The following is an 11,453-nucleotide window of genomic DNA, read 5'->3' on the forward strand; positions in this document are numbered from 1 at the left end:
AACCTTAAAAAACTATTTGTTGCCCCGATATTGTTACTTAATCATAGCTCTGCCGCTCCATGTCATAATCCGATTGCCCAGTGATGATCTTCTTTCGATGCTCCACGTCATTTTCGAGCTGGTAATCATAAACCTGGTCGGTAACGGCTATGTCGCGATCTTTATCGCGTTCGGCAAAGTGAATGTTGGCTTCAGAGAGCTTTGCAACGGCCACATCATAAGGCCCCTTCGGCGACATCAGCTTAACAAATACCGGTAAGCATTCGAACAAAATAAAGAGATAACCTATAAATGACTGCGCCATATAGGTATCCAGATCGCGGGTGCCGTTGGTGTTGTACGAGAGCTGCCCTAAAGCCCAGTTTCGGTCGGCAAAGCCAGCTACGTTGGCGAGGCTGTCCAATTGTTTGTCGGTAAATAAACGCGTGCTGTTTAATCCTTCATAATCTTTTCGGGCACCAAGGTAGTTGTCCATCTTACCCAGATCGTCGGTAACCGTTTTGAGGCGATTTTCCTTTTCGGCTAGTATCGCGGCCTTTTGCTTGGCGTAAGTTCCATAGCCCGAAATACCGGAAGTCTGGTTCGTTTTATCCCCAAAAACCTCCTGGTTGAGTTCGTAGCGCGAATGGTTAATGTCTTTCTCCAGCGAATCTTTTTCCTTTTTAAGATCGAGATTGTGGCCAAGCTCCATAGCGTATTTCTGCTGGTAGGTTTTCTGCAGGGTGTCTATCTTGCTGTGCTGTCCTTTTAGATAAGCGGTTTTTAATTTCTGGCGGATCTCTTTATCGAAGATCTTAAGTTCGAGCGGGCGGGAAATTACGATACCGATCATAATAGCCAACAGGATACGTGGCGAGGCTTGCAGTATTTGCTGATTGGTGGTGCCTTGTTTGTTTATGCTGGATACAATGTAGCGGTCCATATTAAAAATGGCGGTACCCCATAGTAAGCCAAACAGAATTGCGAAGCCTACGGCAAACGCATTGCCGCTGAATACGAAGTACATAGCGTATCCGCCAGACAGGGATGCAAATAATGCGGTAAAGAAAATGGTGGCACCAATACCCACATATTTATTATGCTCGATAGGGTATTTTTTTAATGTGCCTATATGTGCGCCCGAACAGAACCAAAAGAAACGGGTTACTTTTTTCATTGATTTATAGCGTGTTTTACTTCTTTGTTACACCTATGAAACGCACTAAGGCTTTGATTGTTACAAACAACTTGTATAACATAAAAAACTTACCTTTGCCTTATAATATTAAACCATGAAAGAAGTAACAGTACAGGAACTGAAAGATATGAAAGATAGCGGACAAGATTTTCAACTGATCGATGTGCGCGAGGACTTTGAATACCAGATGTCGAACCTTGACGGCGAGAACATTCCGCTGGGTGGCATTTTAATTGAAACTGATAAAATAAGCAAGGATAAACCCGTAGTTATTATGTGCCGCAGCGGCAAACGCAGCGCGGTGGCTTTATACCAGCTAGAGCAACAAGGCTTTACCAACCTGGCTAACCTGCAAGGCGGTATCTTAGCCTGGCAAGCCGAAATAGACCCTACCATTAGCGTTTACTAAGCATGAAAGGCAAAATAGTGCTTAATACCCTCTATACTGTGGGTATATTTCTATGTATTATTACCCTGATATGGGGTTTTCAGAATAGCCGTTATGAATTTGTGATGGCGGCCGTATTGGTAGGCGCCACCTTTGTTGTTCTAAAAATTAAACTGGTAAAAGAAGTTAAGAACATCATCAAAAACAGTAGCAAAAAATAACTTTAAGTAGAGTCTGGAATCGAGATACAAGAATCAAGACTTTTGGAAAGATAGAGAGCCTCTGGTTTGCCGGGGGCTTTTTTATTTAAGTAATAATCGGTTCATCCGTATGGCCAATGTGCTCATCGAAATGAGGTGTATGTGTCTCAGCTACCTGAGCAGTAGGCTTGAGCTTATACATCCATACACCCAGGCCAATAGTTAGCGGATAAAACATCACCCACGCGAAATCGGGGTTATTATATTGTGGCAACGAATTACCAGCGTAAGTTACAAAGGGAAGCAAGGCTATTACCATACCCGCAAATGTGAGGATGATTTTAATTAACCTTGTTTTAGAAGTAAAAAGATTAGTGATCCATGCACTAAATAAAAGTAAGAGCCAACACGGGATAGAAAATAACCAACCACATACCAGCATATACAGCAGGTAAACAACTACATCGCGTAACGTATTAAATTTGTAGGGTGTTTGGGTTATTAGCTGTACAAACATTTGCAACACAGGTGCCAGGGCCACGCTGGTAAGCCAAACTTTTAAAGTATATGGAAGCACCCGGTATTTCATGTTAAGTGACAGATTCTTATTGGTATACGGGTTTGCAATTGAAAAAGATACATTCGCGGGTCTAAACATTTTAGTTGTAGCCGCAAACGGTGGGCGGTAAGTTCCTAAATGGCAGGATTTCCTGTGAGAAACCCTGCCAGGACTTAAGAGACTCTGCTGAAACTTAAGAGTTAAAACAAGTTTTTACGCAATCATTGCCTCGCGGGCAAATAATTTGGAGCTTACTGCCTCAATAAATTGTTGCCTGGGCTTAGGGCTGCTGGAGCATCGCCAGCCGGCAGCTATGGCATAAATTATTTCTATTTCAGATTTAGTAGGATAATGTTTCCTGAACACTGCTATCAGGTAATCAATCTCGCTTACTTCTTCGCATGATATATATCCGCGGTGCTCGGGTATTTTTTTGTCATCTATCAGCGACCAGTCTTCATTCAAAATTTTTTGTACTGACATGGCGACATATGGTTTAAAGGTTATTGGGGGGCGGTATGTTAAATATAACAATAAAAAGAGCCTCAGACAACCCGTATAAACACCTTATTTGATATGGATACCATTTCGAGAAATTATATATTCTAATTAAGTATTGCTGCTATTTATCAACGCTAAAAGCCGTTACCGCATCCAAAAACCAGGCGGCGTGGGGCAGCCATTGCTCGGTCCAGCGCCATTCATCGCCTTTATCTTCTTTCTTAAAATCTATGCCGCTACCATCCGCATTTCCTTCTTTGCCGGTGATGCCGTTAGAGATGCCCCCGCGTTGCGAACCATGCCCAAAGTTGGAACTCATATAGGGCACATTATTTTTACCGAATTTGTACATAAAGCACATGGCGTAAGGGTTGCAACCCAATATCCACGAGAGTTGCTGCGAAGCATACACTGCCAGCGAATCTTTACGCGCCTGGTTATGATCGGCGGCGTACAATATTTTGCTACCCTCAATTGCGGCGGTAGCCAAAGAGCCAAGGCGGGCATTTTCGCCCTGCCACCACCAGCCGGTTTCATTTTCGTGAGGGATAAAAAAGCCTTCTCTAATCTCGTCTTTTAATCTGAAGGTTTGACGTGCATAACCAAATGGATTAACAACATCATTAGTAACGTGCAGGTTATACTCCAGTGCTTTCCGAATAGTATTTGTAGCTGCACTGCGCAAAGCCGGGTCACTTTCTTTGCCTAAGTACCGGCATAGGGCAACAACAGGCAAACCCGCATCAGATGCATGCCAATACGGGCGACTGCCGTCGTCGGCAATGAAGTAACCTTCGGGGGCTAAGCGTTTTTCTAAATTTGCTGCTCGCTTGCGGGCCTCTGCGCGATACTGTACCTCGTTGGTAGCGTTCCATAATTCGGTGGCTGCCATCAGGGCGCAGTAATCGTCTATGATGTTCTCTTTGCCGTCATCGTCGTATTTGGTGTTGTTTACCAGCAGGTGTGCAAAGGCACGCCTGGCTGCGGCCAGGTATTGTTGCTGAGTATACTCGCCATGTTTGCTCCAACGCGATACCCGGGCCAGTGCAGCTATAGCCATTCCTCCACCCTCACGAAAGGCACATTGATATTGATCAGTAGTAACACTATTGGCAAGCAGGCCAACCACGCGGCGTGCATCAGGATTTTTATTGAAGTAACTGAACACGATCATGCGGAAATAGCCATCTTTAGATAGAGCCCGCATCATGTAGTCCGCTCCGTATAGCGCTTCATTTCGCAACGAGTCCTGCACCTTTAAATTGGCCATTAGTTTGGGCAAACGTTCGGCTGTGTTTATCATAGACCAGGTTACCAACGGAATTTGCTGAGGCGACATAAAGTTGGCATAGGCGAGATGCGAAAAGTATTTACTCACATCGCCCGAGGCATCGCACCAGCCACCACGCATATCAACCCGCTCGTTGCTGCCAAAAAGCAGCACCTGCTTATCTGCATTGAGCTCGGCTGGGGTAGTGGCTCGTTGGTTATGGTAATAATGAATAATAGATGGAATGGTGAGTTGAGCCAGTGCATTATCATCTATCGCAAAACCAGTTGATGTGGTAAGCGCATTACCCACGCTGGTGCTGATCTTATAATTCCCTTTTAATTTAACTGACGAGAAATCGGCGTAGTAATAAAACTTGCCGGGCGTCCAGTCATCCACCTGCATGGGGCCGCTTAGCACGCCGGTAAATACAGTTTTATTGGTGGCGGTATTGATGAGGCTGAAAACGCTTTTGCGGGTCAGTTTTTCATCAAGGCCAACCACTGCTATTTTGGGTGCACCGCTATCGAAAGCCACCTGGTTTACAAATATTTCTGTCGAAGCCGAGGCTTGCAGACTTAACAGTATCGCAACAATTGCTAGTGCAGATCTTAATATTTTCATCGGTTTTAGGAGTTAGGTTATTATCGGTGTGCGGCCCAAAATATCGCATTTCGGAAAAGTGTGGTATATGCTGTGTTGTCAAAAAGGTTGGGTGAGTGTCCCATAAAAATGTATAGATTTCGGGCTTTATAATGAGGATTGGTCCACGCTACCGGGTGGTCGCCCATTTTAATATCGGAATTTGGGGTGTAGGTATTTTCGTCAACGCTTGCTATTACGTGTACGTTAGGCCGTGGGCTTTTATTGTACGTGTAAAACTCCTCTTGCTTGATAAGGAAAGACGCCGGTACGCCTTTCATTACGGGGTGTTGCGTATCTTCCACATTTACTTTTCCCTGTACAAAAGTTGCGATATAGTTTTTAAACTGTATACCACCCATAAATTGCGAAAACCATTGCCACATCGGATAGCCATCAAACTCGCCCAATAAGGTGGCGTGGTGAAATCCTATCCAACCGATGGTGCCTTGCTCAATAGCCTTTTCAAATGCGGCCACGGCTGGCGCTTTCCAGACGTAAGGGGCATAATCGAGTTGGATAAATAATTGATAGTGCGCCAAAAAGGCTTCATTTATTTTGTCGGTGTTCTGAATATAGTCAACGGCAAAGTTACTATCGATAGCTAGCTTATCGAGCCATACTTTGGCTACCTTAGAGTATTCTACATGATGACCGCCATTTTCGTACAAGGCTAAAACATGAAAGCGTGGCGATTTACTGGTAGCCCTGGTGGCAACCATGCAAGCCAGAAATAAATAACAGAGCAGTAAAAGCTTCTTCATAACGGTATTTAGGTAGCAGCCTGAAAAATAAATAAAAAAAATTGAAGCCGGCATAGGGGTAAAGTTTTAAGGGGATGTATTACAGATATAAAGCAACCTGTAAGAAACAATTAAAAACCGAAGCGCTATGATCATTGCATCTGTAATATGGCTTTTTAAAAAGTACGGACTGCCGTTTCTTATTAGCCACAATATTTCTTTAGATATCCTGCTAAATATTTCGCGAAGGACAATTGTAGCAATTGCGCTGATGATTATCCCACCCGGCGCCTTTGCACAAGATCAGATACTAAACTATAGCGTGTTGCACAATGGCAACACTGTTGGCCGTATGCAATTACAGCAAAAGCAGGATGGCGAGGACCTATACCTCAAGGTAACATCTGAAGTGAAGATGCGCTTTATAATGAGTATCGCTGTAAATGTGCAGGAAGATTCGCACTATCGCAACGGTAAGCTCATTTGTTCGCACGTGTACCGCACGGTAAACGGCAAAGAGAAGGCCAATAAGTATACCAAGGCATCTGGCGATTGCTACCAACTGATTGATGATGGTAAAACCGGATCGCTCAATCAAAAACAAATAGGCACTAATATGACTATGCTCTACCTGCATGAACCTGCCGAAGGTACACAGATTTATTCGGATAATTTTCAGCAGTTCATCTTGGTAAAGAAAACCGATACCCATACCTACCGCATTGATTTGCCCGACGGTAATTACAATTACTACACTTATACAAATGGCATTTGCAGCAAGGCCGAACTGCATCATTCGTTTTACAAAATCCAGATCCAGTTAACTTAATCCTACACCCATCATGAAAATATTAGTTACCGGCGCAACCGGGTTTATAGGGCGAAGTTTGAGCCTTTCCCTCGCCCAAAGCGGTTTAAAAGTTGTAGCCTTATGTCGCAATACCGATCACCCCTACCTGATTGATCATCCTAACATCACACCCATTAAAGGCGATATTTTAGATGTGCCTGGTTTAAAGAACGCTGTTATAGGTATCGATCAGGTTTATCATACCGCGGCACTTGCCAAAATGTGGTGCCGTAACAAAGACGATTATTATAACATCAACGTTATCGGCACCCGAAACCTGTTGAATGCCGCCGGCGAAGCGGGGGTTAAGAGAATTGTCTACACATCCACTTGCGGCGTTTGGGGGCCAACCATTAAACATCCTATGCACGAAGACGATCCGCGGATAGATGGATTTGCCATTGACTATGAACGCACCAAATACCTGGCCGAAATAGAAGCCCGCAAGTTTGCCGAACAAGGGCTGGATGTAGTAACTGTAAACCCATCGCGTGTTTATGGCGAGGGTCCGGTTACCGATAGTAACACCGTGGGTAAAATGGTAAGCGGGTATTTAAAAGGCAGGTGGCGCATCATTCCAGGTAAGGGGGAGCAGGTTGCCAACTATGCTTATCTGGACGATGTGGTTAAGGGTCATATCGCAGCAATGGAGTTGGGTGTCTCAGGGCAACGTTATATTTTGGGTGGCGAGGATGTCAGCTTTAATACCTTCTTTAACACGCTTCAGTATGTTTCGGGCATGGAATACGGGATGGTGAAAATTCCGCAGAAACTGATTGAAGCTTACAGTCGGGCCGAGTGGTTAAAGGCTACGATCACCGGCATCCCGCCGGTGTTTTTGCCTGAGTTTGCGGAGCGTTTAAAACGCGATCAAAAATATAGCAGTCAGAAAGCCATATCGCAACTCAACTACCATATTACGCCCTTTGAAGAAGGCCTGGCGCGCACCATAAACTATATTAAAAAAACATGCAATTAACAGCCATTGTAACCGGAGCAAGCGAAGGGCTGGGCAAATCATTTGCACTCGAACTGGCTTCAAGAAATATTGATTTGATACTGGTGTCGTTGCCGTTATCTGGCTTGCCGCAATTGGCAAACTATATCCGGCAAAACTACCAGGTAAGGGTGATGGAGTTTGAGTTGGATCTGACTGATGCTTCAAGTTATACTTTGCTATTTGATCAGCTTAATGAAAAAAAGGTTGTCGCCCACATTCTCATTAACAATGCAGGCTTGGGCAATTGGGATTGGTTTGAGGATCGAAGTATCGGTTTCTACAAAAAACAAATAGAGTTGAACGTGATAACCCCTGTGCTGCTCACCCGCTTGTTTTTAGCACAGCTGGATAGCAGTAAAACAGCCTACTTGCTAAATGTGGGCAGTTTGGGCGGCCGTTTCTTGGTGCCCCGGAAACAGGTGTATGGCGCTACTAAATCTTTTATCAGCTACTTTACCCGTTGCCTGCAATTGGAGTTGGGTAGTGCCAATATCCGTATCAGTTTATTAAGCCCGGGTGGCATTAATACTAAACCCGAATTGCTGGTGCTTAATCACTCGCTAAAAGGTGTTGCACGGGCCACTATCACAGAACCCCACCGTGTTGCACAAGAAGCTATTACGGGGTTGCTGGCAGGTAAGCGGGAGATAATCCCCGGCCGGATCAATCGATTATTGGTTGTGTTAAACGGCTTGCTGCCCGGCTTTGTGAAAGATATGATCATTAAGAATCGCTTAAAACCCATGCTAAAAGTTTGATAGTACAGCCATTAATATTATCGGAGAAACAGGTTATATTTGATTACAATAACCTATCTCCTAAATTGGAACAACGCGACAGCGGTCTTATTGGTTTAATAAAACAGGGAAACGAACAGGCCTTTGAAAAGGTATTTAAGCAATACTTTAAGGGCCTGCACGCCTATGCTTATACTTTTATGAAGGACGACGATCAAGCCGAAGAAATTGTGCAGAACGTGTTTTGCCGCATATGGGAAAAACGCAGTCAGCTAAAAACGGATGGTTCATTAAAAGGCTATCTGTATCGCGCGGTGCATAACGAAAGCCTTAACTATTTAAAGCACCAAAAAACACGGGATGCGTTTCAGGTACATTATAATCAGTCGGGGGAGGCATTGGCTGGGCACGCTTCCGAAAAAGTATTGACTGCCGAATTAGGGCAACACATACAAAAGGCGCTTGACGAACTGCCGCAACAATGCCGCACCATATTTCAGATGAGCAGGTTTGAACATCTGAAGTATCAGCAAATAGCAGATCAGCTTAATCTTTCGATAAAAACAGTAGAGAACCAGATGGGCAAAGCGTTAAAAATATTGCGGGTAAAGCTGGCTGAATTTTTACCACTTGTTTTATTTTTCTTAACCGGTTTATTTAAAAAATGAATAGCCCCGATAACCATATAACAGATGATTTGCTGGTGAAATACCTGGCAGGTGAAGCTAGCCCCGAGGAGGCAACAAATGCCGAACTATGGATAAACGCAAGCGAAACCAACAAAAAATACTATACCCATTTTAAACTGATTTGGGACGAAAGCGAGGGCGTTGGCGCTAACAGAAATGTTGATGAAAATGCAGCCTGGGCGAGGCTACAAAGCCGAATGGCCATAGCACATGGTAATCATAAGCCAAAATCGAAGATAAAGAATCGTTGGATACAGTTGGCCGCTTCGATAGTTCTGGTATGCCTGATCGGGTACATTATGCGCAACCAGTCGGAAAGTAATAAAATGATCAGTAGGTCGAGCGGTGTCAATGTGGTTGACGAACATTTGTCAGATGGTTCGGTGGTTACGTTGAACAGTAATTCAGAACTCTCGTACCCATCTCGGTTCAAGGGCAACGAGCGGCCGGTTAAGTTAAGTGGTGAGGCCTTTTTTAAAATAGCGCCCGATAAAACCAAGCCCTTTATTATCAGTATAAAAAATGTAACGGTTCGCGTAGTGGGAACGTCTTTTGACGTAAAGAACAGTAAAGGGAAAACCGAAGTGACTGTAGAAACCGGTATAGTTAAGGTAAGCGCCCATGGGCAGGAAGTACTGCTGCATCCCGGCGAAAAGGTGATTGCTGATGAAGCCGGTACGCAGCTACTAAAAAATGAAAGTAAAGGCAAGCTGTACAACTATTACATTACCAAAGAACTGGTATGCGATAATACCCCGCTGCACGAACTGGTAGATAAATTGAACGAAGTTTATAACGCACAGATTAAAATTGCTAACCCCAAACTAAATAACCTGCCAATAACGGTTGTATTTAAACAACAACCTTTAGACCAGGTGTTGAAAGTAATTGCCGAAACTTTTAATGTGCAAGTAGCACATGAAGGTAACACCATTCTTCTGAAATAATTTATGGTTATTGCTGCTGCTAAATACAGGATCTTAACGTTAATCCTTATGCTATTGGTGTGTACGTACGCCAACGCGCAGGGCGTGTTGCAGAAAAGCATTACCATTAATGCAAGTCAACAACGTTTGGGTACAGTATTGCATTTAATGGAGCAGCGGGGCAACTTTACCTTCTCCTACAACAGCAACCTGGTGCCGAAAGACAGTTTGGTGAACTTACATATCGCAAATCAATCGGTCAAGTCAGCGCTTGATCAACTATTAAGTAATCGCTTTGAATATCGAGAAGCCCAGAACTTTATCATCCTGCGATATGCACCTTCCCGGTTGACGCTTACTACAGATAAGGTGATGAACGAAGATCATAGCTATCACATCAGCGGGTTTATTATTAATGAACAAAACGGCCAGAAGTTAGCCAACGCCAGCGTGTACGACAGGCGTACGTTGCAATCCGCCTTAACAGATCAGAACGGCTACTTCGATATCAAACTGAAGAATGAGGTGCAGCCAATAACCTTAACCATCAGCAAAGAAAATTACCGGGATACTACGGTTACCTTCTTGTCCGACGTAACTATTAATGGCACATCCGGCGATAATGAATTCACTTATCTGCCTGGTGATCTTTCGCGGTTAGATCAGACAGGCTTGGGGCGTTTCTTTATTTCCACTAAACAGCAAATTCAGGCTGTGAATTTAGGCGGGTTAATTACCCGTCAGCCGTTCCAGGCATCTATTGTGCCCGGGTTAAGTTCGCATGGCTCGCTGAGCGGGCAGGTGGTTAACAAAGTATCGTTAAACCTTGCGGGTGGCTACAACGCTGGCGTAAATGGTGCCGAAGTTGGCGGTGTGTTTAACCTCGATCGTGGTGATGTTACCTTTTTTCAAATGGCTACCGTGTTTAACGAAGTGGGCGGCACCATGAGCGGTATCCAATTGGCCGGGGCCTTTAATCATGTGCTTTCCGGAGTAAAAGGGTTTCAGTTTGGTGGTGGGTTTAATTTTGCAGAAGGAAGGCTTAATGGTGTGCAGTTAGCCATTGGCCTAAACCGCAGCAAACAGATGGAAGGGGTGCAGGCTTCTGTTGCGATGAACATTGCAACGGGGGATGCAGAAGGCGGACAAATTGCGCTTGGCAACATAGCCCAGGGAAAATTCAGCGGGGTTCAGTTCGGCCCCTTGTTTAATTACGCGCGCAATCTGCGCGGTGTACAATTCGGGCTTATCAATATATCGGATACCTCGTCGGGCGCCAGCATTGGCCTTATTAATTTAGTGAGGCATGGGTATCATCGCATCGTAATCAATACTAACGAAACCGTAGATGCCAACCTGTTGTACAAAACAGGCACGGCTATGCTGCACAACATCGTGTTGGTGGGTGCTGATCTATCCGGTAATAAAAAGCTTTACGAGGGCGGCCTTGGCTTTGGTAACCAGATCAATGTTTTTAAGTGGCTGGCGTTGAACACGGAGATCAGCACCCGGTACCTTTATCAGGGCGATACCAAATACACCAACCTGCTCAACCGGTTGGATGTCGGCATAAATATTAAGTTGGGGCGTTCATTAAGTATTATCGGCGGCCCATCTTACAACTATTATTATTCCGACCAAAAACAGGCCATTAATGGCTATGCCTATGTCAAAGATGAGTCCAATCATCACTCAACTAGCAATACATATTTTACCCGCTGGCTAGGTTGGACGGCTGGAATTACACTCTTTAATTATTGATTAATAGTTG

13 protein-coding genes are annotated in these 11,453 nt (G+C 44.4%); 8 read left to right on the forward strand and 5 right to left on the reverse strand.

Features of this window, described 5'->3' with window-relative positions:
- Window positions 1–37: 37 nt before the first annotated feature.
- Window positions 38–1,156: a DUF4407 domain-containing protein gene (locus GSY63_RS09425; protein ID WP_166585534.1), complete on the reverse strand. Its 1,119-nt coding sequence runs from the start codon at window positions 1,154–1,156 to the stop codon at window positions 38–40.
- 115 nt (window positions 1,157–1,271) lie between these two features.
- Here GSY63_RS09425 and GSY63_RS09430 point away from each other — a divergent pair, with 115 nt between their 5' ends.
- Complete coding sequence (locus GSY63_RS09430; RefSeq protein ID WP_166585535.1) at window positions 1,272–1,586, forward strand: rhodanese-like domain-containing protein; 315 nt, start codon at window positions 1,272–1,274, stop codon at window positions 1,584–1,586.
- A 2-nt stretch (window positions 1,587–1,588) separates the two neighbouring features.
- Window positions 1,589–1,786, forward strand: coding sequence for a DUF6358 family protein (locus tag GSY63_RS09435; protein ID WP_166585536.1), 198 nt, complete (start codon window positions 1,589–1,591; stop codon window positions 1,784–1,786).
- 85 nt (window positions 1,787–1,871) lie between these two features.
- Here the strand turns inward: GSY63_RS09435 and GSY63_RS09440 are convergent, their stop codons facing one another.
- The 4 genes from GSY63_RS09440 to GSY63_RS09455 all read right to left on the reverse strand — a co-directional run bounded on the left by GSY63_RS09440 (window position 1,872) and on the right by GSY63_RS09455 (window position 5,501).
- Window positions 1,872–2,354, reverse strand: coding sequence for a hypothetical protein (locus GSY63_RS09440; protein ID WP_166585537.1), 483 nt, complete (start codon window positions 2,352–2,354; stop codon window positions 1,872–1,874).
- Between the two features lie 183 nt (window positions 2,355–2,537).
- Window positions 2,538–2,807 (reverse strand): hypothetical protein, encoded by a 270-nt coding sequence (locus tag GSY63_RS09445; RefSeq protein ID WP_166585538.1) that lies wholly within the window; start codon window positions 2,805–2,807, stop codon window positions 2,538–2,540.
- Window positions 2,808–2,946: 139 nt separating this feature from the next.
- Window positions 2,947–4,719, reverse strand: a complete 1,773-nt coding sequence (locus GSY63_RS09450) for a glycoside hydrolase family 9 protein (protein ID WP_166585539.1) — start codon at window positions 4,717–4,719, stop codon at window positions 2,947–2,949.
- A gap of 20 nt (window positions 4,720–4,739) precedes the next feature.
- Entirely contained in the window at window positions 4,740–5,501 is a 762-nt protein-coding gene (locus GSY63_RS09455) for a ThuA domain-containing protein (RefSeq protein ID WP_166585540.1), read from the reverse strand.
- 127 nt (window positions 5,502–5,628) lie between these two features.
- On the opposite strand from GSY63_RS09455, the gene GSY63_RS09460 reads away from it, so the two are divergent.
- The 6 genes from GSY63_RS09460 to GSY63_RS09485 are packed head-to-tail and all read left to right on the forward strand — an operon-like array spanning window position 5,629 to window position 11,443.
- Complete coding sequence (locus GSY63_RS09460) at window positions 5,629–6,309, forward strand: DUF6134 family protein (protein ID WP_166585541.1); 681 nt, start codon at window positions 5,629–5,631, stop codon at window positions 6,307–6,309.
- Between the two features lie 13 nt (window positions 6,310–6,322).
- On the forward strand, window positions 6,323–7,309 hold the full coding sequence (locus GSY63_RS09465) for an NAD-dependent epimerase/dehydratase family protein (RefSeq protein ID WP_166585542.1): 987 nt from the start codon (window positions 6,323–6,325) through the stop codon (window positions 7,307–7,309).
- A complete protein-coding gene (locus tag GSY63_RS09470) occupies window positions 7,300–8,088 on the forward strand; it encodes an SDR family NAD(P)-dependent oxidoreductase (protein ID WP_166585543.1) in 789 nt (262 codons plus the stop codon). Before GSY63_RS09465 ends, GSY63_RS09470 begins: the two co-directional genes overlap by 10 nt.
- Window positions 8,085–8,735 carry an RNA polymerase sigma-70 factor gene (locus GSY63_RS09475; protein ID WP_243749192.1) on the forward strand — a complete coding sequence of 217 codons (651 nt, stop codon included), beginning with the start codon at window positions 8,085–8,087 and terminating at the stop codon, window positions 8,733–8,735. Before GSY63_RS09470 ends, GSY63_RS09475 begins: the two co-directional genes overlap by 4 nt.
- Window positions 8,732–9,703, forward strand: a complete 972-nt coding sequence (locus tag GSY63_RS09480) for a FecR family protein (protein WP_166585544.1) — start codon at window positions 8,732–8,734, stop codon at window positions 9,701–9,703. Before GSY63_RS09475 ends, GSY63_RS09480 begins: the two co-directional genes overlap by 4 nt.
- A gap of 3 nt (window positions 9,704–9,706) precedes the next feature.
- Window positions 9,707–11,443, forward strand: coding sequence for an STN and carboxypeptidase regulatory-like domain-containing protein (locus GSY63_RS09485; RefSeq protein ID WP_208094502.1), 1,737 nt, complete (start codon window positions 9,707–9,709; stop codon window positions 11,441–11,443).
- Window positions 11,444–11,453 lie beyond the last annotated feature (10 nt).

Origin of the sequence: Mucilaginibacter agri (genome assembly GCF_009928685.1) — a bacterium.
Classification (GTDB): domain Bacteria; phylum Bacteroidota; class Bacteroidia; order Sphingobacteriales; family Sphingobacteriaceae; genus Mucilaginibacter; species Mucilaginibacter agri.